This is a genomic window from Candidatus Deferrimicrobiaceae bacterium, from assembly GCA_035256765.1.
Lineage (GTDB): Bacteria > Desulfobacterota > Deferrimicrobia > Deferrimicrobiales > Deferrimicrobiaceae > CSP1-8.
In genome coordinates this window covers 1-20,657 of the sequence record DATEXR010000024.1, presented here as the reverse complement: position 1 = coordinate 20,657, position 20,657 = coordinate 1, and the positions used below count along the sequence as shown (strand labels likewise).

The 20,657-nt window shown below is 64.1% G+C and carries 23 protein-coding genes; 6 read left to right on the top strand and 17 right to left on the bottom strand.

From position 1 onward, the window contains the following. On the top strand, positions 1-202 hold a 202-nt coding region (locus VJ307_01015), incomplete at its 5' end, for a metal ABC transporter permease (protein HJX72706.1). 128 nt (positions 203-330) lie between these two features. Here VJ307_01015 and VJ307_01010 read toward each other — a convergent pair. Both VJ307_01010 and VJ307_01005 read right to left on the bottom strand, forming a co-directional pair. Next, positions 331-621 (bottom strand): YtxH domain-containing protein, encoded by a 291-nt coding sequence (locus VJ307_01010; protein HJX72705.1) that lies wholly within the window; start codon positions 619-621, stop codon positions 331-333. Then, positions 611-1,015 carry a hypothetical protein gene (locus VJ307_01005; GenBank protein HJX72704.1) on the bottom strand — a complete coding sequence of 135 codons (405 nt, stop codon included), beginning with the start codon at positions 1,013-1,015 and terminating at the stop codon, positions 611-613. The genes VJ307_01010 and VJ307_01005 overlap by 11 nt, the downstream gene beginning before the upstream one ends. A gap of 280 nt (positions 1,016-1,295) precedes the next feature. Here VJ307_01005 and VJ307_01000 point away from each other — a divergent pair, with 280 nt between their 5' ends. Beyond that, positions 1,296-1,841 (top strand): sigma-70 family RNA polymerase sigma factor, encoded by a 546-nt coding sequence (locus VJ307_01000; GenBank protein HJX72703.1) that lies wholly within the window; start codon positions 1,296-1,298, stop codon positions 1,839-1,841. A gap of 12 nt (positions 1,842-1,853) precedes the next feature. Then, a complete protein-coding gene (locus tag VJ307_00995; GenBank protein ID HJX72702.1) occupies positions 1,854-2,897 on the top strand; it encodes a zf-HC2 domain-containing protein in 1,044 nt (347 codons plus the stop codon). A gap of 35 nt (positions 2,898-2,932) precedes the next feature. On the opposite strand, the gene VJ307_00990 is transcribed toward VJ307_00995, so the two are convergent. The 14 genes from VJ307_00990 to VJ307_00925 form a co-directional block, all read right to left on the bottom strand. Beyond that, a complete protein-coding gene (locus tag VJ307_00990; GenBank protein HJX72701.1) occupies positions 2,933-3,439 on the bottom strand; it encodes a PaaI family thioesterase in 507 nt (168 codons plus the stop codon). 234 nt (positions 3,440-3,673) lie between these two features. Continuing rightward, entirely contained in the window at positions 3,674-4,600 is a 927-nt protein-coding gene (locus VJ307_00985) for a TIGR01212 family radical SAM protein (protein ID HJX72700.1), read from the bottom strand. A 95-nt stretch (positions 4,601-4,695) separates the two neighbouring features. After that, on the bottom strand, positions 4,696-5,244 hold the full coding sequence (locus tag VJ307_00980; GenBank protein ID HJX72699.1) for a tetratricopeptide repeat protein: 549 nt from the start codon (positions 5,242-5,244) through the stop codon (positions 4,696-4,698). Between the two features lie 104 nt (positions 5,245-5,348). Next, positions 5,349-5,921 (bottom strand): peptidase C39 family protein, encoded by a 573-nt coding sequence (locus tag VJ307_00975; protein HJX72698.1) that lies wholly within the window; start codon positions 5,919-5,921, stop codon positions 5,349-5,351. Positions 5,922-5,941: 20 nt separating this feature from the next. After that, positions 5,942-6,346, bottom strand: coding sequence for a PA2779 family protein (locus VJ307_00970; GenBank protein ID HJX72697.1), 405 nt, complete (start codon positions 6,344-6,346; stop codon positions 5,942-5,944). A 176-nt stretch (positions 6,347-6,522) separates the two neighbouring features. Further along, entirely contained in the window at positions 6,523-7,080 is a 558-nt protein-coding gene (locus VJ307_00965) for a hypothetical protein (protein ID HJX72696.1), read from the bottom strand. Further along, positions 7,077-7,646: a hypothetical protein gene (locus VJ307_00960; protein HJX72695.1), complete on the bottom strand. Its 570-nt coding sequence runs from the start codon at positions 7,644-7,646 to the stop codon at positions 7,077-7,079. Before VJ307_00960 ends, VJ307_00965 begins: the two co-directional genes overlap by 4 nt. Further along, a complete protein-coding gene (locus VJ307_00955) occupies positions 7,628-8,176 on the bottom strand; it encodes a hypothetical protein (protein ID HJX72694.1) in 549 nt (182 codons plus the stop codon). The genes VJ307_00960 and VJ307_00955 overlap by 19 nt, the downstream gene beginning before the upstream one ends. 55 nt (positions 8,177-8,231) lie before the next feature. Next, the gene (locus VJ307_00950; protein ID HJX72693.1) at positions 8,232-10,208 is read right to left on the bottom strand and encodes an APC family permease; all 1,977 of its coding nucleotides are present in this window, start codon (positions 10,206-10,208) and stop codon (positions 8,232-8,234) included. A gap of 193 nt (positions 10,209-10,401) precedes the next feature. Beyond that, on the bottom strand, positions 10,402-10,971 hold the full coding sequence (locus VJ307_00945) for a GNAT family protein (protein HJX72692.1): 570 nt from the start codon (positions 10,969-10,971) through the stop codon (positions 10,402-10,404). 28 nt (positions 10,972-10,999) lie between these two features. Next, the gene (locus VJ307_00940; GenBank protein ID HJX72691.1) at positions 11,000-11,500 is read right to left on the bottom strand and encodes a hypothetical protein; all 501 of its coding nucleotides are present in this window, start codon (positions 11,498-11,500) and stop codon (positions 11,000-11,002) included. Between the two features lie 266 nt (positions 11,501-11,766). Continuing rightward, positions 11,767-12,945, bottom strand: coding sequence for an acetyl-CoA C-acyltransferase (locus tag VJ307_00935; GenBank protein HJX72690.1), 1,179 nt, complete (start codon positions 12,943-12,945; stop codon positions 11,767-11,769). Between the two features lie 49 nt (positions 12,946-12,994). Then, complete coding sequence (locus tag VJ307_00930) at positions 12,995-15,403, bottom strand: 3-hydroxyacyl-CoA dehydrogenase/enoyl-CoA hydratase family protein (GenBank protein HJX72689.1); 2,409 nt, start codon at positions 15,401-15,403, stop codon at positions 12,995-12,997. A gap of 136 nt (positions 15,404-15,539) precedes the next feature. Beyond that, on the bottom strand, positions 15,540-16,409 hold the full coding sequence (locus tag VJ307_00925) for a DUF3800 domain-containing protein (GenBank protein ID HJX72688.1): 870 nt from the start codon (positions 16,407-16,409) through the stop codon (positions 15,540-15,542). A 306-nt stretch (positions 16,410-16,715) separates the two neighbouring features. On the opposite strand from VJ307_00925, the gene hemW reads away from it, so the two are divergent. Beyond that, positions 16,716-17,870 carry a radical SAM family heme chaperone HemW gene (gene hemW, locus VJ307_00920; protein HJX72687.1) on the top strand — a complete coding sequence of 385 codons (1,155 nt, stop codon included), beginning with the start codon at positions 16,716-16,718 and terminating at the stop codon, positions 17,868-17,870. A gap of 35 nt (positions 17,871-17,905) precedes the next feature. Here the strand turns inward: hemW and VJ307_00915 are convergent, their stop codons facing one another. Then, a complete protein-coding gene (locus VJ307_00915) occupies positions 17,906-18,496 on the bottom strand; it encodes a VOC family protein (GenBank protein HJX72686.1) in 591 nt (196 codons plus the stop codon). An 86-nt stretch (positions 18,497-18,582) separates the two neighbouring features. On the opposite strand from VJ307_00915, the gene VJ307_00910 reads away from it, so the two are divergent. Both VJ307_00910 and VJ307_00905 read left to right on the top strand, forming a co-directional pair. Beyond that, entirely contained in the window at positions 18,583-20,028 is a 1,446-nt protein-coding gene (locus VJ307_00910) for an HD domain-containing phosphohydrolase (protein ID HJX72685.1), read from the top strand. Between the two features lie 251 nt (positions 20,029-20,279). Beyond that, the coding region (locus tag VJ307_00905) for a BTAD domain-containing putative transcriptional regulator (protein ID HJX72684.1) at positions 20,280-20,657 on the top strand (378 nt) is incomplete at its 3' end.

Sequence of the window (20,657 nt, the reverse complement as noted above, 5' to 3'; positions counted from 1 at the left end):
CGTCCCGGCCGCATCCGCCCGCAACATCGCCCGCGGAGCCGTTTCCGCATTCTGGGGGGCCGTCGCCATCGCCGTCGCCTCCGGCCTTTCCGGGATCGCCGCCTCGTACTACCTGGACACCGCCACGGGAGCGACGGTCGTGCTGTTCGCCGCGGCGTTTTTCGCCGTCACGGCGATGCTCAAGGGAATCTTCCGGGGGTAGGAACCGCTCCGGCCACCGGCGCGCACGGAGAGAACGGGGGAGGGAGGAAGATCCCCTCCCCCGGTATCGTTACGCGGTACTTGCCACGGGCCGGTTTCGTCCGAGCGAGGGAAGTGGGATACGCCGGCCTACTCGGTCTTCGCGTACTTGGCCTTTTCCTTCTCCATCGCTTCCCTGCCCGCGTCGTAGGCGGCCTTGATGATCGCCTTCTCCTCCTCCATGAAGGAATCGACCTTCTTCTTCATGTCGGTGGTCCAACTCCCGGACCTCTTCTTCATGTCTTCCACCACGTCGTTGATTTTGACCCGGGCCTCCTTGCCGGACACGGGAGCGTACAGAAGGGCCAGCCCCGCGCCGATCAGGCCGCCGGCAAGGAACGCCACGAACACCCCTCCCGCATTGCTGCTTTCATTCCCCATGACGACCCTCCTTTCGCAATATTCGGTTTACGACATGGGACACGGCGGCCTTCGAGCCCGCCAGCACCCCGGCCATGGTCCCCAGAACCGGGAGGACCGCGAAATCCAGGACCCCCGAAGCCGCATCCAGCGTCTTGCGGAACTTCCGCACCCCTTCCGTCACATGCTCGACGTTGGCCACCCCTTTCTCGCAACGGTTCAAGATCTCGTGGAAAACGGCGTTGGTCTTGCGGATCTCCTCCGCGGTCATCTCGAACTGCTGCAGGGACTCATCCACGCGGCTCGCCAATTTCTCGATGGTTTTCAGAAGTTTCCAGATGGCGAACGCCATTGCGGCGACCAGCACGATGGCCGCCAGCGCAAGAACCGTCAGGAGATCGGACTGGGTAAACAAACCGAAAACCCCCTTTTTTTGTTGAGATATTGCACCCGGGTACAAAGTTCCGTTGATCCTGTAAATAAAATACAGGAAAGGCCCTCCTCCTGCAACCGGCGGCGCAGTACAATAAACCGGACGGAGAGGGGTTTCGTTTCCGGGGCCGGATCCTCCGGAACCGAAGCCCCCCGCCGATTGTCAGAAGACCTAAGGGGTAGCCGTGGAATCAGCCGCTCCTCCGCCAAGCAACCCGAAGGACCGCGCGAGCGAGGCGGGAACCCGGCCTGTCGACCTTTTGGTGGAAGCCTTTCGGGAGGGAAGACCCGGCGCGTTCGACGCCATCGTCAGGGCCCACCAGGACCGGGTATATGCCTTCTGCGCGCGGATGCTGTCCGACCGGGAGGATGCCTTGGACATCGCGCAGGAGGTATTCCTGTCGGCCTACCGGAATCTTCCGGGGTTCCGCGGGGAGTCGTCGCTCTCCACCTGGCTGCTCCGCATCGCAACCAACCGGTGCCTCAACCGCATCCGTCAGCGGACGGCCCGGGCCGCAAGGGAAGTTTCCCCCGGCGAACCGCGGGACGAAGACGCGCCATTCCAGCCTCCCGGCAAGGAGGAGGACCGCCCCGAACGGATGGTCGAAACGCGGGAGACCGGGAGGATCCTGGAAGCGGCGATCGCAAAGCTCGACGAGGATTCCCGGCTGCTCGTGCTTCTGTCCGATGTGGAGGGATTTACGTACGAGGAACTCGCGGCGGCGGCGGGGATCCCGCTGGGCACGGTGAAATCGAAGCTGCACAGGGCGAGAATGGCGCTGCGCAAGATGCTGGCGCCGGTCGTGTAACGGGTAGGAAGGATGGAATGCGCAAAAACATGGGACCGTCTCTCCGCTTACCTTGACGGGGATCTCCCGGAGCAGGAGAGGGAGGGGATCGCGCAGCACCTGCGGCAATGCGCGCGGTGCGCCGAGGAGGAGAGGGCCCTCAAGGAAACGCTTACTCTCCTCCGGAATCTCCCCGCCGGACAAGCGCCCCCCGAACTGATCGAGGGGGTCAGGTTGCGCATCGGGAAAGAACAGGCGAAAACACCGTTGTGGAAAAAACTCTTCCTTCCCGCCCACATCAAGATCCCTCTCGAGGCCGCCGCCGTGGTGCTGGTCTTCCTCCTCGCCTACGGAGTCCAGAAAGAGATGCCGTCTTCGAACGCCCCCCCTCCTCCCGCCTCCGTCGGAAGCGGACAAACGGAAACCGCGACCGGCATGCGGGAGAACCGGCAGAAGGCGGGTGCCCCCGCCAGGCCGCCGACCGAGGGATCCGACCGGGAGACAAGAAAGAAAGAGACGCGCCGCCAGACCGCCGCGGCGATGCCCGAGGAAAAGAAACCCGCGGACGATTTCGCGCCCCGTCCCGAAAAATCGGCCGGCCCGGCCAAGACGGAACTCCCTTCGGTCCCCGCCACCCGCGTGAGCACCGGGGGGGGCGCGATCGGAACCGCGTTCCCCGGGACGCCGCAGGCGGAGGAAGCCTTAGCCCCTCGCGGATTCGCCCATCCGGAGTCCAGGCTGCTCCGGCCTCCACCTTACGAGAAGGAAGTGACGATCGAGGTCGCCCCCGGGGACCGGGCGGGGCTTGCGGACCGCATCGCCGACGCCGCCTTGCGTCTGGGTGGGACGTTCCGCCGGGAGATAACGGTCGTGCCGGGGGGATTCGGAGCCGGGGAGACGCCTCCTCTTCGCGAGATCATCCGGGTCGTTCTTCCGGTCGATCGCGCCGGCGTATTTCTCGCGGAACTGGAAAAAATGGGGACGGTTCCTCCGGAGGAGACGCCCGGCCCCTTCGATCTGCCCGCCGGCCCGGCGCCCGACACCGTCGCCTACACGGTGCGCATCCGCGTCCGATGAGCTCCCCGGCGGGCCGTTGACGCCCGATCCCCGCTTTACTCCGTCTCCTTGGCGTAGTCGAACAGCGTCTTGTACTTCCGGCACCGGTCGAACTTGAGGTAGGGAATCACCTGCCCGGTCGCCTCCCGGCTCATCGGGAGAAATTTCCCCCTTGCCCTCACGCAGACCTTTCCCCCGCAGAAAAGCTCCCCGGTGCTGTAGGCGATCCTCCCCGAGTCCTCCTCGAGGCGGCTCACGATCTCGATCTCCTCCCCGACGGAAACCGGAACAAGATACTTCACGGTCAGTTCCCCCGTGAGGTACATCGGGTGCCTCTCCCCGAACACGGTGGCCGCCCACCCCATCGACTCGTCCAGGAGGGCCGCGATGACGCCCCCGTGCGCGACATCCTTGTACCCGTTGACGTGCCGGGGAAGCGTCACCCGCGTCCGCACGGCATCCCCCTCGACGAAGAACCGGGTGCGCACCCCGCAACCGTTCTCGTCCCCGCAGACAAAGCAGCGGGAGGAGTGGGGAAGATACTCCCTTTCCGGGTCGCCCATGCTCCCTCCTTTTTTCTCCGCCCTAGTGTACCGTCTCGTAAATAGCTTGACGCACCGAGAGCGTCGATGCGCCGCGCCAGCAAGGCGCGCGACTGAGGATGGGGGGGGACACTCTTTTTTTTCTCGGTGAATACACCAGGAGTGTCCCCCTCGGAAGAAGCGCAACGAAGCGGGAGCGAGGGACCGGCCCCCTGCAGCGGCGCTCGAATGCCAAGGTATTTGCGAGACGGTGCACTAGCGGAGAGCGCCCTGCCAGGTGTCTCTCCGGCGTAGTTCGGCCGCCACGTCGCGCGCCATCTCCCTCCCCCCCTTCTCCCACAGAGGGGCGATCAGCGTCCCGGAGGGAGCCGATCCGATCAGCCGGAGCACGGCGATCTCGGGGGAGAGCCGTTCGAGAAAGTCCGCGCAGGCCGATACGTACTCCTTGTATTCCGGCACCTTCAGCGCTCCCCTCTTCCACTCCCGCTCCATGGCGCTTCCGGCCACGACATGGAAGTGATGCAGCTTCACCCCCTGCACGTCGAGGCCGGAGAGGAATCCGGCCGTCTCCACGAAGTTTTCCCGCGTGTCCCCCGGAAGGCCGTAGATCAGGTGGACCCCGGTGTCGATCCCCCGGGACCGCACGGCGGCGACGGCGGACACGAACTCGTCGACGGTATGCCCGCGGTTGATCCTTGCGAGGACGGCGTCGGACTTCGACTGGAGCCCGATCTCCACCGAGACGTACCCGGTCCGCCCGATCCCCTCCAGCACATCTTGCACCTCCGGCCCGAGGCAGTCGGGCCGGGTGCCCACGATGATCCCGGCGACGTCGGGATGGCAGAAGGCGGCGCGGTAGAGCCGGTTCAGCTCCTCCGGGGGCGCGTAGCTGTTGCTGTATCGCTGGAAGTAGACCAGGAGGCGCTGGGCGCTCCGATGCCTCCCGGGAGAGTGAATCGTCCGCAGGACCTGTTCCTCGACGGGAAGTCCCGGGAACAGGATCCCGCCGGTGAAGGAGTCGTTGTTGCAGTAATGGCATCCGCCCTTGCCCCGGGTGCCGTCCCGGTTGGGGCAGGTGAACCCGCCGTCGACGCTGATCCGCACCGCCGGCCCGCCGATCCGCCTCCGCAGGTACGAGGCGTAATTGTGGAACCGAAGATCCGGGTGAATGGGTGGGAACAAGGAATCGCTCCGGTCACCCGCCCGCCCGGGGCATCGTCCCGGGGCGGGAGGCCGCCCCAAGGGCGGTTGCGATACACGAGTCGAGCATCATGGTTTCATTGTACCAGAGGGGGCGCCGCCGGCGAGGGGACCCGCCCGTCACGTTCCTCCCGGTGGTCCCGGATCTCCCGGAGAGTCTCCGCGGGGCACCCCCGTTCCCCGAGGCAGAGGGCTTCCGCCTCGGTGAACGCCTCATCCGCGGCGGCCGTCCGGCCCAGGCGCTTCCGCAGCACTCCCAGCGTGTCGAAAAGCGTTGCGGTGCGGTTTTCGGGGCGGGAGAGGACCGCTTCCATCTTCGCCGCGGCCTCCTCCATCCGCTCCCCGGAAAAAATCGCCGCCCACGCGAGATTGTTGGTCGCCTCGGGATCGCCCGGCCGGACCTCCAGGGCCTTCCGGTATTCTTCCTCGGCCTTCCCGTATTCCTTCTTCGCCAGCCGGGCGTTGCCGAGGTTCACCCGGGCCTGGAAAAAGTCCTTCTCCTTCCGTAGGGCCCGCTCGTATTCCCGGACCGCCAGGTCGAACTCCCCGTTGCGCTCGTACGCCACGCCGAGTGCGAGGTGCTCTTCCGCGGTCAGGGGGTCGGTGAGAACGATGATGCGGGGCATCCTTCCGCACCCGGCCGCCGTGAGGACCGCCGGGAGGAGAAAAAGGAAAAGCGCCCGCCGGAAAACCCGGGGACGACGACGGAGCGGACCCGCTTTCCGGCCCGTCAACCCGCCCCCCGTCGCACGATGATCGCCAACCGCCCCATCTTCGCCCACTGCGCGTCCAGCGTGGAGAAAGGGATCACCTTCCCCTCCTGCCTGCCCGAATGGGCCACCACCCCGTCGGGCGTCACGCCGAAGGCCAGCAGGTAGTGCGGGCGGCTCAATACCCAGGTCCCCAGGTCCACCAGCAGGATCACGGGGATTCCCTCCGAGATCTTCTCCCGCAAGCGCGCGAGGGTGAGATTCACGACCTCCGCCTCGAACCCCCGACGCCTCGCCGCCGCCGCGAGGTCGGTGATGAGCGTACCCTTGAGCCCCGCGGTCATCGTCTCCCGCACGATCTCCCCGGTCCGCACGTCCCGCCCGAGGAACCGCAGGAGCATCGCGAGCGAGGAGGGGCCGCAGGTATTCTCCTCCTGGGGCAAAAAGGGGACTCCCGGGATCACGGTCGAACCGGCCGCCGGGGCGCGCGTCTCCATTCCCGGAGTCGGGGCGGACCACCCCCGGAAGCCGTCATTGCGCGCGCAGCCGCCCAGAACAAAAAAGGCGCCGCCCGCGAGCAGGGCGGCGCCCATGCGGCGTCTCTCCGTCGTTTTCAGCGGATCACGACCTCCTTGTTCATCAGCTTGATGACCACGATGATGAGGATGATCAGGATCGCCACGCCGATCAGGAAGCCCAGGGCGCTGTCCGCTCCTTCGGCCATCCGGTCGCTGAGGGAGGCCAGGCGGTGCAGGTCCCGGTCGCTCATGGCGCGGATCTTGGCCATCGCCTCCTCCGCCGAGACCCCGTAATCCGTGAGCTTCTGGAGGACGATCTTCTGCTCCAGGAACGCCTGGATCTTCCCGATGTCTGCGTCCCTGACCGTTACGCCGTCCGACCCGTGGGACGCAATGACGCCTGCCAGCGCCTCTCCCCGGATCGACCCGAGCACTCCCATCCAGCACGCCATCATCAAGGCCAACGAAACAAACCAGCCCGCCCTCCGGATCGTCTTCATTTGCCGACCTCCTTCGAGGATATGCCGTACGCTCCCGATTCCGTTTCCCGTATCTTCTCAAAAAAACCATCGCCCGACAAGACCGGGGCCCCCGGATCCTGCGCACCGCCGCGCGGCAGGACGGTCGATGCGCTGCGCCGAATCCCCGAACCACGCCTCTCCTCGCCGGCTTCCCTTCAGCGGTAGCGGGAGAGAAGGATTTCCAGTTCGGCCAGGGCCTTCTCCCTTTCGGCGCGGCATGTCTCCCGGTCCTGCAGACAGAGTCGATCCGCGTTCTCCAGCATCCGTATCCACCTCTGCCGGTCCTCCCGCAGCCGGCCCACGAAACCGTTGAACGCCGCGCCCAGCTCCGGCACCAGGTCGCCGTGGCGGACAAAGAACGGCTTGATCGGCTCCCCGTCGAGGCAGTTCTCCAACGCTTTCTCCAGCCCGTAGATCGGCCCGGCGATCTTGTAGAGCAAGGAAATGCAGAGCAGGCCCGCGGCCCCGCCGACGAGGAGCACATAGGCCAGCATGGAAAGGGCGACGACCGAAGCCAGGGACTCCGCCAGATGGCGCAGGACGTAGAAGACGGAGCGGTATCCGCCCGTCAGAGGGGACGAGAAGAACTGGTAAAGGACGAGAAACAGGAAAAGCGTTCCCAGCCCGGAAACGGCCAGCCAGGAAAGAAGGAACCTTCTCCAGAAAGCGTCGAAGCGGGCCGGAGTAGTCCGCCCCCATCGCGTCGGGCTCACCGGACGATCCTCCCGATCTTCTCCTTGAGATCCTCCCAGTTCCTTGCAAACTCCTCCTCCGAAAGAACGGAGGTCCGCAAGGCCTCCACCTCCCCCCGGACTTCGTCGATCAGACCGAGGGTGTAGGACCGGACGTCGTCGATTTCCCTCTCGAAATCGATGATCCCTCCGGGGCTTGGGACGCCCACCGGGGAGGAGAGGTCCCCCGTCGCCGAAGCCTCGAACACCTCCACCAGACGGGATATCCCCCGGCGAATCCCCCGCACGTGCCAGAAAAACGCCAGGGACCCCCCCGCGAAGACGAGGGCGAACAGGACGACGAGCCGCCGGACGAGGATCCCCCCCACGACCCGGAAGGACGTCGGGAAAACGAAGTGGCCGCTGTAGGAGGCATCCCAGAGAGCCTGCCGGATGTCGCGGAACAGCAGGAACGCGATCAGCGTACCGAAGACAAAGACGATGACGGCGATCCGGATCGCCGCCCCTCCCTGGAGCCTGGGGTTGACCAGCTTGCTCCGTCGCCGGACATGGGGATGGGGAGATTGCCTCATTGCTTTCCGTGACACCCTTCGCACAGCACCACGAACCCGCGCCCGGGATCGGACCGCCTCGTGTAGTAGGTCCGGTAGACGGGCTTCGTCCCCGCCGGAGCGCCCCGATTCGCCGGCTCCTGCGCCGCGTACGCCCGGGTCGGGGAGAGAAACGGCCCGTGCGCATTATGGCAGGTAAGGCAGAATATCCTTCCCTCGACGTCCAGTCGGAAATCGTCCGGAACCTTCATGCCGTATGCCTTGTCCGCGGGCCGGATGTGGCGCGGGTGGATCACCCCGAGTCCGTCGAGGGAGTGGCAATCCAGGCAGAACGAGTCCGACCCCGGGACGAACCGTTCGGGGTCCTGCGCGGCCCCCGGGGAGACGTGGCAATGGGGGCAACTCGCGGGATTTTGGAAGTGGGAATGGGGATCGGCCCCGGAGCCCGTGGTCATTTCCCCGGCCGCGGGGGGAACCGGAAGCAGCGCAAAGGACAGGGCGAGCGCGAGGAGGAGTCCGCCGAATGCCCTTACCGCCATCTCCTTTCCGACCTCCCGTCCCGTCATCGGGTTCCTGCTCCCTTTCTACCCCATTTCCCTTAGGAATCCAACCGGCGGACCCCTACAACACCCGGACCGGCATGACGATCATCGGCAGCCCCGCGAACACCAGCTTCTTCTGCGAAAGGAACGCGGTATGGTTGTGGAGCAACCGGTTGAAGAATCCCTCCTCCTTGAACACGAGCTGCCCCGCGAAGAAGACCGCGTTGGGGAAATCCGCGGCGGCCCCCTCGGCCAGGTGGCCGATGATCTCGATCACCTCCGTCCCCACCTCGCAGCGCGCCTCCGCGTAATACCCGTGCCCTTTGACGAACTCGACGTAGTTCTGGAGCTGTTTGCTCAGGTCCCTGCCCAGATTCTCCATCTCGGCCGCCCCCTTGAACGTGCTGGAATCGATGACCCCCGCCGAGAGGAACACGAAGTTCCGGAAGGTCCCCGGGAACGAACGGACGATGGAGAAGAAGACGTGCATGCCGAGGCCGTTGTACCCGGACACCATGATCACGGCCGTGGGGGCGTCCCGCCGGATCGCAGGCTCCTGGACGGCCGGCACGGTGACCGTGGGGAGCTGGAGCAGCAGTTCGTCCAGCCGCCGAAGGTGCCCCTGGGCCTTCCGATAGTGCCGCCGGATCAGGAAGCTGGCAACGATGAACGACCCCGTGATGAGCAGCGTCACCCATCCCCCTTCCGGGAACTTGATCCAGACCGTCAGGCAGAGGATCGAGGCGGTCAGCAGGAACCCGACGCCGTTCATCCCGAGCCCGGACTTCCACCCCTGCGCCTCGTGGCGGTCCTTCCACCAGTGCACGCACATCCCGAACTGGGAGAGGGAGAAGGTGATGAACACGTTGATGGAGTACATGATGATGAGGTACTTCACCGACCCCCCGGTGATGTAGAGCATCAGGTACGCCATCCCCCCCATGAAGTAGATGCCGTACTTGGCCACCAGCCTCTCGGAGAGGTGGGCGAACCGGTGCGGCATGTAGGAGTCGATCGCCATGTTCGAGAGGACCTGCGGACCGCCGAGAAACCCGGTCTGGGCGGCCACGAACAGGAGGGCCGCCTCCGAGGCCATGACGAACGCCACCACCACGTCCCCCGTGCCTGACCCCCACAGCGGCCCCAGAAGCTTTCCGAAGAGCACGGCGTTCAGGGTCTTCCCCTCCGCGGGCTGCACGTCGTTCAACACGTACCCGAGGATGATCCCGCCGGCGATGAAGGAGAGCGAGACGGCCATGTACAGCATCGCCTTCTTCCCCGTCTGGACCCGGGGCTCGCGCAGCGTCGGCATCGAGTTGCTGATCGCCTCGATCCCCGTGTACGTGCCGGCCCCCATCGTGTAGGCGCGCACCAGGATCGCCCCCAGACCGAGCCACCCCATTTCCCGGACCGCCCCGGACAGGTCCGTGGACACGGCGTTGGCCACCTCGGGCAGTTCGGCGGCATGGTGCCCCACCGCGTAGAGGACGAGCGGGATGTGGCTCAGCATGAACGCCATGAAGATGGGGGTGAGAATCGTCACGGACTCCTTCACGCCGCGCAGGTTGAGCCAGATCAGCGTCATGATCACGGCGGCGATGAACCAGAACTTGAAGGAAACCCAGGCAAGGGGGAGGAAGCTGAAGACCGCGTCGGCCCCCGCGGCAACGGAGATCGTGATGGTCAGAACGTAGTCGATGACGAGGGCCGATCCGGAGACGACGCCTGCCCTCTCCCCGAGCAGCTTGGAGGCGACGTTGTATCCGCCCGCCCCGGAGGGGAACACCTCGATGATTTGCGCGTAACTTCCCGAAATGATGAAGATCGTGAAAACCGTGGCGACGGCCACGAACAGGGCCAGCACCGTGTGGTGGCCGAGGGCGAGGAACGCCTCCTCGGGACCGTAGCAGGACGAGGAGATCCCGTCGGCGCCCAGGCCGATCCAGGCGAAGAAGGCGATCAGGGAGATCTTGTGGAAGATCTTCGGATCGAACAGGTCGCGGGGAGCTCCCAGCAGGAACCGCTTGGCGCGCTGGAAAAAGGATGGATTCCCCATGGATGAGTCCCGGCCGCCCCCCTCACGTCACGAGTTTCCATGATATGCGGGCCCGCCCCCCCCCGTCAAAAAAAATGGGGGGCCTTTGTCCCTAAGGCCCCCTATCCGGTTGGGGTTGACTGACTCCCGGCCATCCTATGAACCCTTTATCGGCCGTTCGCCGGGGAAACTTGAGGGAAAGATGCGCGGGGAATCAGAAGGACATCCCCTCCTCGGAATACGCCATGTGGTACAGCAGCACGACGAGATTGTGCAGAGCGCCCTTCTGGTCGTTCACGAAGTTCCGGTACACGCCCACGCGCTCGAACCCCATCTTCTCGAACGCCCGTATCGCGGGCTGCTGCTCCTCGATCGCCTCCGCCATGAGGTAGTGCAGGGCGGCCTTCTCGCCCAGGTGCCGCATCTCCCGGATCATCGACATGCCCAGGCCCCGCTGCCGGAAATCCGGAGCGATCTGGATCCGGACCGTCCCGACGCGCTGCTTCCAGCCGGTCTTGTTCCTGTGGAGGGTGGCATCCCCCACCACGCGGTCCTCCTCGAGGGCGAGGATGGGGAGCACCGAATCGTAGTCGAGATGTTCCGCCCACCGTTCCACCATCTCCTTTCGGTCCACGTCCACCCGGAAATACATCTTGTCTTCCGGAGGGATCCGGCAGAAGAATTCCCAGAGCCGGTCTGCGTCCTCCCGGCCCATCGGGCGCAGGGTGAGCCGCGCACCGTCGCGCAGCATGATCTCCCTGGGATATCGATTGAGTGTTATCATCGGTTTCCTCCTCAGGTTCCTGTACCGGTCACCACTCCTCCTTGAACGGCACTTCCACCGCGTCGTACCATTTCGAGAATTCCATGGGGTCGTGGGGGGGCAGCCCCTCCTCGTGCAGAAGACCGTCGATCGCCATGTGGGCGTAGGAGAGGGCGTGGTCCATGAACCGCAGGGCGTCCGGAGACTCTCCCGCGGGATCCCCCGCATGGTGCGCTTCGACCGCCTTGCCGAGATCCCTTTTCGCCGCGGGGAGATCCTTCGTTTCCAGGATCCTGCCGATCGCCTTCAGGTGCCTTCCGATCTGGTTGTACGCCCGCCGGATATCGGCGGTCGTGGCGTCCATCTTCCTCCATTTGCCGAAATAGATCAGGTCGTGGGCCGCCCGCAGCTCGGGGTTCCCCCGGCCCCGGTACGGGCATATTGCCGTCCCGTCCGGGCCTTTGACCGCCTCGTGGGAATCGTAGACAAGATCCGCCCCGCAGGAGGGGCAGGTCATCCGGGAAAGGGGCATCGCAAAATTATAGCGCAACCACGCCGGTACGTTGTACAACGCTAAGTACTCCGCTTCATAAATGCGGTGTCGCGCCGAGAGCGTCGATGCGCCGCGCCTAGGCGAAGGCGCGCGACTGAGGATGGGGGGGACACTCCCACCGGGGACATTCCTGATTCATCTCCGGGATGCGGGAGAGGAGTGTCCCCGCCCATCAGGAGTGTCCCCCCTGAGCGCAAGGAGCGCAACAAAGCGGGAGCGGATGCAGCGGCGCTCGAATGCAACCGTATTTGTGAAACGGAGTACTAAGCCCTTTCGAAAAGCCCCGCGGCGCCCATTCCGCCGCCGATGCACATGGTGACCAGCCCCAGTTTCGCCTCGCGGCGCTTCATCTCGTGAAGCAGCGTGGCGGTGAGCTTCGCTCCCGTGCACCCCAGCGGGTGTCCGAGAGCGATCGCCCCTCCGTTCACGTTCACCCGGTCGGAATCCAGCCCCAGCTCCCGGATGACGGGGAGGGACTGGGCCGCGAACGCCTCGTTCAACTCGACCAGGTCGATGCGCGCCTGCTTGATCCGGAGCCGCTTGAGGAGTTTCGGCACGGCCTCGATCGGGCCGATCCCCATGATCTCGGGCGCCACGCCGGCCACCGCGAAACCCAGGAAACGGGCCAGCGGCTCGGCCCCGAGGCTTTTCAAGGCCTTCTCCGAAACCACCACCGCGGCGGCGGCCCCGTCGCTCACCTGGGAGGCGTTCCCCGCGGTGACGGTCCCCTTCGCATCGAAGGCGGGCTTCAGTTTCGCCAGCGCCTCGATCGTGGTGTCGGCGCGCGGTCCCTCGTCGACCTCGAAGACGATCTCCCGGGGGACCGGTTTCCCGCCGTCCTTCGCGGAATAGAGGGTCGTCTTCACGGGAACGATCTCCTCCCGGAACTTCCCCCCCCGGATCGCGGCCAGCGCCTTCATGTGGCTGTGGTAGGCGAAGACGTCCTGGTCCTCCCGGGTCACCTTGTACTTGCGGACGACCTGCTCGGCGGTGAGCCCCATCGGCATGAAGACCTCGGGGCGGTTCTCGACGATCTCGGGGTTGAACGACGGCTTGTTTCCTCCCATGGGGACCATCGTCATCGACTCGGTCCCTCCGGCCACGATGATGTCGGCCGCGCCGGCCATGATCCGCTCCGCCGCCAGGGCGATCGACTGCAGGCCCGAGGAGCAGAACCGGTTGATCGTCATCCCCGGGACCGAGTCGGGCAGACCCGCCTTCAGGGCGCAGATCCTCGCCACGTTCATCCCCTGCTCGCCCTCCGGCATCGCGCACCCGAGGATGACGTCGTCCACCCGCGCCGGATCCAGGTTCGCAACCCGCTCGATCGCCCCGCGGACCGCGACGGCCCCCAGGTCATCCGGCCGGGTGTCCTTCAGGCTCCCGCGGTACGCCCTGCCGATCGCCGTGCGGACCGCGGAGATGATGTATGCCTTTGCCATCGGAATCCTCCTTGGGAACGTCGCCCCGGGGTTCCTCCCCCCAGTGCACCTAATTGCGCAGCGGCTTCCCCTTCATCAACATATATTGGATGCGGGACTGGGTCTTTTCCTCTCCGCAGAGCGAGAGAAACGCCTCCCGCTCGAGGTCCAGAAGATCCTGCTCGGAGAGCTTCGTGCCCCGCGGGACATCTCCGCCGGTCATCACGAAGGCGATCTTGCGCCCGAGCAATTCGTCGTATTCGCTGATCTGCCCGGCCACCCTCATCGCATAGAGCGCGTAGGCGAAGGTGGAAAACTCCGACCTGCCGGGCAGGGCGACGTCCGTCCGCGGGCGGGGCATCTCGTACCCTTCCCGGTTCATGGCGAGAACGGTATTCTTCGCCTCCTGGATGAGGAAGTCGCGCTGGATCGTGATCTTGTCCCACGGGCGCAGGAACCCGAGCTCCCTCGCCTCCTTCGCGGAGGTGGCCACTTTCGCCATCCCGATCGTCTCGAACGCCTTCCGGAGGAAGGGGAGCGGGTCCGCGCTCACCCCGTCCGGGATCCCCTCGAGGTGGCGGATGACCATCTCCTTCGTCCCGCCTCCCGCAGGCAGCAGCCCGACGCCGACTTCCACGAGCCCCATGTACGTCTCGGCGGCCGCCCGGATCCGGTCGGCTCCCAGGCAGATCTCGGTCCCGCCCCCCAGGGCCATCCCCGCCGGCGCGGCCACGACGGGCTTTTCCGAATAGCGAAGCCGCATGCAGGCGTTCTGGAACTCCCGGACCATCTTCTCGATGTTGTCGAAGTTCTTGTTCTGCGCTTCCATAAACACCAGCATCAGGTTCGCGCCGACGCAGAAATTCTCCGCGTGGTTGGCGATCACCATCCCGGCGAACTCCTTCTCGGCGAGCGCGACTCCTTCGTTCATCATCGCGACGATGTCGGCGTCGATCGCGTTCATCTTGGTGTGGAACTCGAGGCACAGGACTCCGTCGCCGAGATCGTACAGCGTGGCCCCCTGGTTTCCTTTCACCACCCGGTTCCGCTCTTTAAGCGCCGGCAGGAAGATGATGTCCGGAGAGACGGGGGCGGGAAGGTACGCCCCGCCGGCGAAGTCGTAGAACTCGAGGACGCCGTCCCTCCGGCGGTAGAACGACGTGATCCCGCCCGCGAGCATTTTCTCCACGTTCTCCGGGATCGTTTTCCCCTCCTGGCGCATCCGGGCCGCCGATTCCGCCACGCCGATGGCGTCCCAGGTCTCGAAGGGCCCGAGGGCCCAGTTGAACCCCCACTTGATCGCGTTGTCGATGTTTACGACGTCGGCGGCGATCTCGGGAATCCGCTTCGCCGCGTAGAGGAGGGACTCGGAGAGAACCTTCCAGGCGTACGCGGAGGCCTTGTCGTCGCCGTCGATCACCTTCCGGATCCTTTCCCCCACATCCTCCTCCCCCTTCGCGGCGTCGAGCGAAGGGAAGCTCACCTTCGTGGTCGGCCGGTAGTCGAGGGCTTCGTGGTCGAGGACGAACATCTTCTTCTCCTCGCCCTTCCCCTCCATCTTGAAGAAGCCGCTTTTGGCCTTCCGGCCGAGCCACCCGCGCTTGACCATCTCGCTCACGAACGGCGGCGGAAGGAACGTCTCCCGCTGCGGATCGCCGGGGAGATTCCGATAGACGTTGTCGGATACATGGAGGAGCGTGTCGATCCCGACGAGGTCGGCCGTGCCGAACGCCGCGGACTTCGGGCGCCCCATCGCGGGGCCCAGGATCTTGTCCACTTCCTCGATCGAGAGGGCGTTTTCCTTCATCGCGTGCATCGCGACCATCATCGCGAAGACGCCGATGCGGTTGCCGATGAAGTTCGGGGTGTCCTTCCCGTAGACGATCCCCTTTCCCAGCCTGCGCTCCCCGAATTCGGCGATGCCGCGCAGGATTTCCGGGTCGGTGTCCTCGCCGGGGACGAGCTCGAGCAGCTTCATGTACCGTACCGGGTTGAAGAAATGGGTCACGAGGAAGTGCCGGCGGAATTCCTTCGATCGCCCCTCCATCATCTGGGCGATCGCGATCCCGGAGGTATTGGAGGAAACGACCATGCCGGGCTTCCAGATCTTTTCGACCCGGTCGTAGAGCGCTTTCTTGACGGACAGGTTTTCCAGCACCACCTCGATGATCCAGTCGCACTCCGCCGCCTTCGGGAGGTCGTCGTCGAGGTTCCCGATCGAGATGAGGCCGGCGTCCTTCTGCGAGTAGAGAAGCGCGGGGCGGCTTTTCCGGATCCCCTCGAGCCCCTTTGCGGCGAACCGGTTGCGAAAAACGGGGTCTTTCTCCGAAATCTTTTTCTTCTTGTCCTCGTCGGTCAGGTGCGGGGGTACGATGTCCAGCATCAGGCTGGGGATGCCGGCGTTGGCCAGGTGCGCCGCGATCCCCGACCCCATGACGCCTGCTCCCAGAACGGCAACCCGGCGTATTTTCGGAAACATATACCTACCTCCCGGAAGGAAATGCGGTTCGCAGCGAGGAAAATGAATGATGATTCAGTACCGGGATAGGAATATCGCAAAGCCGACCGGCCTGTCAAGGGGGAGGGAACCTCGGTAGTGGGTCAGTTTGAAAATATTATCTGAAAAGTAAACCGCTAGGCCGTTTCCCGAGTTTGTCATCCACTGTCATACCACCGCGCCATCGTCCGGTAGCATCAGTAAATCGGAAGAGAAGAGGTTCAATGCGCGATGCGTAGCGCGGCTTGAATATGTTGTAACCAGATCGTACATGGAGATTGTATACGTATCCTGTGCAATAAGAATGAACTGCCATTGGGAAAAATATTCCAGAAAATACAAGGTCGGCAATTTGGATCCCTGCATGATTTTCACTATGGCCGAAAGAAGGTAAATCTAATATACGATTATAGGCATCTCCACCAACTTTGAATTTCTGCGTGAATATTGAATGAGAAACTCTAACATTTTTAGCATGACTCCTGCTATCGGCTATAACAATTCCAACACTATTCAATTGGCTTAAATAACGCTGAAAACAATTATGTATATACTGAACTGATGCAGTATACATAGACGTTTCATCTATAGATACACCAATATCTTTAATCCCGATACGACCAAACAATCTAACATTATGTTTAGAAATTAAATCAATTGTCTTATCTAAAAACCCTATTGCATGTCGTTTTTCCTTCTTGGTTCCCAAAGCAATATTTTTTCTCAGGTCTGACCCTTTAATTTCTGTTAAAATACCCTCTAAAAAACGAGGCGTTTTTGATGATGACGATATGCTAGGGAAAAAATTCCTCTTTAAAGACAAAAAATCAATGGTCAATTGGTATAATGATACATCAGGAATTACGATGGCTCCTACAACTAGGGCGGGCATTAATGGAGATGTTGCGCTTATAAGAGAACTGGTATCCCCAGACTCATCGATATAGCACAAGTGCATCCGTGCTCCAGTGGATACAACTACGGCCACCGAAGTGGCCGTAGGAATTGCCGCCTGACCGAGTCATGCCCGATCAGTTTCGGCGATGGGTGTGACTCTGCATATAGTCAGACATAAATAGAATCCCGTGTCAAGGGGGGAAAAGCAGACCTGGCTTGATTTCAAACTGAGCCACTACCGAAACCTCCAGGTCCGTTCGACGGGAGGCAAATCCGATGGGGTATGCTTACTTCATGCGGACGGAAAGGGGATCCGACGGATCTTCCCCAGGTAGGACCTTTTGTAATTTCCGTTTCCCGCCTGGCGAAATGTCCCGCGCGGGAGGAAAATGAGGCGGTGAGGGGAATCTACCTGCACATCCCGTTCTGCAGGAGGAAATGCTCCTACTGCGACTTCTACTCGATCACGGCCTCCTCCGACGTAACGGCCGGGTTCCTCGACCTTCTCGTAGGGGAGATGGACCTGTTCCGGCGCCGGTTTCCGGAGGACGCGAAGGCGCCGGCAGATACCGTCTACTTCGGGGGCGGAACCCCCACCGTGCTCCCCCCGGAGGCCCTGTGCGGGCTCCTCGCTGCGACTCGGGAACGCTTCCCCGTCGAGCCGGGGGCCGAGGTCACGGTCGAGGCGAACCCGGGAACCGTCACCGCGGATGGGCTGCGGGCGCTCGCCATGGGGGGGTTCACCCGCATCAGCATCGGGGTGCAGTCCTTCACCCCCGCCACCCTGCGGACCCTGAGCCGGATCCACGGCGTGGAGGAAGTGGGCAGGACGTACCGGGAGGCCCGTTCGGCGGGTTTTTCCTCCCTCGGGATCGACCTCATCTTCGGGATTCCGGGGCAGACGGCGGAAGATTGGGAGGCCGATCTGGACAGGACGATCGCGTTCCTGCCGGCCCATGTCTCGGCCTATGCCCTCGCCCCGGAACCGGGCACGCCGCTCCACGCGGCGATCGGGCGGGGGGAAGTCGCGATCCCCCCCGACGAGGAGGTGGCGCAGATGTACGAGACGGCGCGAACGGTCCTGTCGGGCGCGGGCTACCGGCAGTACGAAATCTCGAACTTCGCCCGCCCCGGATCCGAATCCCGGCACAACCGGAAATATTGGCGCCGGGAAGGGTATCTGGGGCTGGGCCCATCCGCTCACGGGCTGATCTTCCCCCCGGGAACGGTCCCTTACGGCTTGCGGACCGCGAACCCCCCCTCGCTGGCCGGGTACGGTTCCCGCGTCCGGGAGGGCCTCCTCCCCTGGATCGAAGAGCGGCCATGCCGCCACGAGGACGCCTGGAAGGAATCGCTCATCTTCGGGCTGCGCATGAACGAAGGGGTGGATATGGAGGAGATCGAAACGAGGATCGGCGCCCCGCCGGAACCGCTGCGGGACGCCGTCACCGAGATGACACGGACCGGAAAACTTCTCCGGGAGGGGACCCGCCTTCGCCTACCCGGCAACCTGCTGTTCGTATCCAACGAGGTTCTTGCGTTGCTCGCCTGACGGCGGGAAGCTGTGCGGGCGGCGAAGGGTGATATTCATCCTTCCCCGGGTCCCCGTTGCCGGCCCGAACCGCCCCGAGGCGAAAACTCACCGGAAGGATCGGCCGGGGAGTTTTCCGGGGACTCCTCCTCGTCGTCGAGTGGGGTGCCGCCGGGATTGTACGGAAGCTCCCGGTCGAACGGGTTGGGGATGTTGGACCACTCCCCCATCGGGGCGTCGGCGAAAAACTCGAGGATGTATCCGTCCGGGTCGGCGATGTAGAAACTCCGGAAGACGACGTGGTTAACGGCGCCCAGGATCGTCGCCTTTCCCTTGAGGAAGGCGTAGAACCGCCGGAGAGCGCTTTCGTCCTCCATCGCGAACGCCAGGTGAACCACCCCCAGGCTGCCGGTGCCCGGCATCTGGGCGCGGGGGCCCGCCTCGTAGAGGGCCAGGTCGTGGTGGGGCCCTCCGAAGGAGAGGAAAGTCATCCCCGTTCGGCGCCCTACGACCCCAAACCCGATCACCTCCGTGTAGAAAAGCTCCGACCGGAGGAGATCGCGGACCTTGAGCACCGCGTGCCCCCAGCCGATCGGTCGATCCGTCCCGTTGCTCTTTGGCGCAGCGGTCTCCGGCATGGAATCCATATTCCTCCGACGGGTTTGGACAATTAGATTCCCGAAGAGGCGGGGCGGATGCAGGAAAGTTCCGCAGGAAAGGTCCGCTTATGGAAATGTCTGAAATCCTATATAATCGGTGGATCATGACAACCACGGGAATGCCTTCCCCGGCGACCGGGGCACGGAGGCGTTTTTCTCCGGGAATCCGCCTGAAGCTCGTCGCGTTTTTGCTCCCGCTGGTCTGCCTGCTGGTCTTCCTGATCGCGGCGGCGGTGATCGAGATCACGGAAGACGCGATTCAAAACGATCTGCTGCAGCGGGGAGTCGCCATCTCCCGCATGGTCGCGCTGTCGGCCGGATATTCGATCCTCTCGGGCGACCGCCTGGCCATGGACAGCCTCACCTCCGAGACGAAGAAAAGCTCCGGCGACATCGAATACGTCTCCATCCGGGACACCGGGGACACGATCCTGGCGCACAACCGGATCGAAGAGCGGGGGAAGAGCTATATCACCCCGGTCCGGGAGAAATCGCTGGGGACGTTCCTGGAAACCCAGGCCCACGAAGTGGGACAGTGGGGGGTAGAGCTGATCGAGTTCACCACGCCGATTCTCTTCGCGGGAAAGCGCATCGGGACCGTGTCGCTGGCCATCTCCCGGGACAGCATCCTGACCGCGCAAAGGAACATCCGGAAGTCGATCGCCTTCGCCGCCGCGGTGTTTTTGGGGATCGCCCTCCTGGGCACCTTCGCGATCGCCTCCTTCATCACCACCCCCGTGAAGAAGCTCTCCTCGGGGGTCAACGAGCTTGCCAGCGGGGCGCTGTTCCACCCGATTCCCTACCGCTCGGGGGACGAACTGGGGAAGCTGACCGGAAATTTCAACCGGATGGCGGAAACGATCCTCTCCCAGAAGAACCGCCTGAGCCGGTACGCGAAGGATCTCGAGGAATCGTACATCGCCACCGTCCGGGTCCTTGCCGCCTCGATCGATGCCCGCGACCCCTACACGCTGGGGCACTCCACGCGGGTGGCGTTCCTGGCATGCGAACTCGGAAGGCGGACCGAGCTTCCCCTCGAGGAGATCGAACACCTCGAAAAAGCGTGCCTCTTCCACGATGTCGGGAAGATCCGGACGCCGGACGACATCCTCATGAAAGGGGAGAGGCTCAACCCCCGGGAAACCGGGGTGATGCAGAGGCACCCGGAAGACGGCGCGGACATCCTCCGGATGGCGCCTTCCCTCCACCGCTACATCCCCGCGGTGCGATACCATCACGAGTGGTATAACGGGGGAGGATATCCGGAGGGAAAGAATGCTTCGGAGATCCCGGTCCACGCGCAGATCATCGCGATCGCCGACGCATTCGACGCGATGACCACGTCCCGTCCGTACCGGAAGGCGTTGACGAGCGCGGAAGCGCTCGAGGAGATCCTTCGGTTCCGCGGCAGCCAGTTCTCACCGGAACTGACGGATGCCTTCGTCCGGATGGTGCGGGAATTGCCGCCGATGGAAGCGGTGAGCCTCGACACCCCACGCGGGAGGGGAATGGCCCTTTGAAGGCTCCCACTCGGTCCGCGATCTTCGGCCTGGCCGCCCTGCTGCTCTGCGGCTGCGCCGCCAGGACGGTCCCGCAGCTCCCCGGGGTTCCTGGCGCGCCCATTTCTCCTCCTGCGCCCATTCCACCTCCTGCGCCGGTTCCTGCTCCTGAGCCGGTTCCTGCTCCTGCGCCGGTTCCTCCTCCCGCGCCCGTCCCGCCCCGTGCCCCCGCCGTCCCGGCCGCGGAGAGCAACTACCTCGAAGGGCTTGCCATGATGCAGCAGGGGAAATTCGAGCGGGCCCTGGAACTTTTCACCGTCGCATGGAAGGAGAAGCCGGGCCATCCCGGCGTGGAGGAGAACTTCTCCGCAGCCCTCGAAGGGCTCAAGAAAAGCGGGGACGAGGCGCAGCGGCTGGGCCGGCCGGAGGAGGCAGGGAAGCGGTGGATGGCCGCGCTTGCGTTCCTCTCCCACCCCGCACTGAAAGAAAGAATCCTCTCGTTCGCGAAGGGGGATCTGAGAGCCAGCATCGACAAACTTTCCGTGAACCTCATGGAGAAAGGGCTGGCGGATTACCGGGAGGGCCGGCTCGAGTCGGCCATCGCCACCTGGCGGCAGATCCTGGCCTACGACCCCTCCCACGAAGAGGCG

Coding starts and splice junctions, on each gene's coding strand:
- VJ307_01010 (HJX72705.1), bottom strand. CDS start 621: ATGGGGAATGAAAGCAGCAATGCGGGAGGGGTGTTCGTGGCGTTCCTT.
- VJ307_00995 (HJX72702.1), top strand. CDS start 1,854: ATGGAATGCGCAAAAACATGGGACCGTCTCTCCGCTTACCTTGACGGG.
- VJ307_00990 (HJX72701.1), bottom strand. CDS start 3,439: ATGGGCGACCCGGAAAGGGAGTATCTTCCCCACTCCTCCCGCTGCTTT.
- VJ307_00980 (HJX72699.1), bottom strand. CDS start 5,244: ATGCCCCGCATCATCGTTCTCACCGACCCCCTGACCGCGGAAGAGCAC.
- VJ307_00975 (HJX72698.1), bottom strand. CDS start 5,921: ATGGGCGCCGCCCTGCTCGCGGGCGGCGCCTTTTTTGTTCTGGGCGGC.
- VJ307_00970 (HJX72697.1), bottom strand. CDS start 6,346: ATGAAGACGATCCGGAGGGCGGGCTGGTTTGTTTCGTTGGCCTTGATG.
- VJ307_00955 (HJX72694.1), bottom strand. CDS start 8,176: ATGACGGGACGGGAGGTCGGAAAGGAGATGGCGGTAAGGGCATTCGGC.
- VJ307_00950 (HJX72693.1), bottom strand. CDS start 10,208: ATGGGGAATCCATCCTTTTTCCAGCGCGCCAAGCGGTTCCTGCTGGGA.
- VJ307_00945 (HJX72692.1), bottom strand. CDS start 10,971: ATGATAACACTCAATCGATATCCCAGGGAGATCATGCTGCGCGACGGT.
- VJ307_00935 (HJX72690.1), bottom strand. CDS start 12,945: ATGGCAAAGGCATACATCATCTCCGCGGTCCGCACGGCGATCGGCAGG.
- VJ307_00930 (HJX72689.1), bottom strand. CDS start 15,403: ATGTTTCCGAAAATACGCCGGGTTGCCGTTCTGGGAGCAGGCGTCATG.
- VJ307_00915 (HJX72686.1), bottom strand. CDS start 18,496: ATGGATTCCATGCCGGAGACCGCTGCGCCAAAGAGCAACGGGACGGAT.
- VJ307_00910 (HJX72685.1), top strand. CDS start 18,583: ATGTCTGAAATCCTATATAATCGGTGGATCATGACAACCACGGGAATG.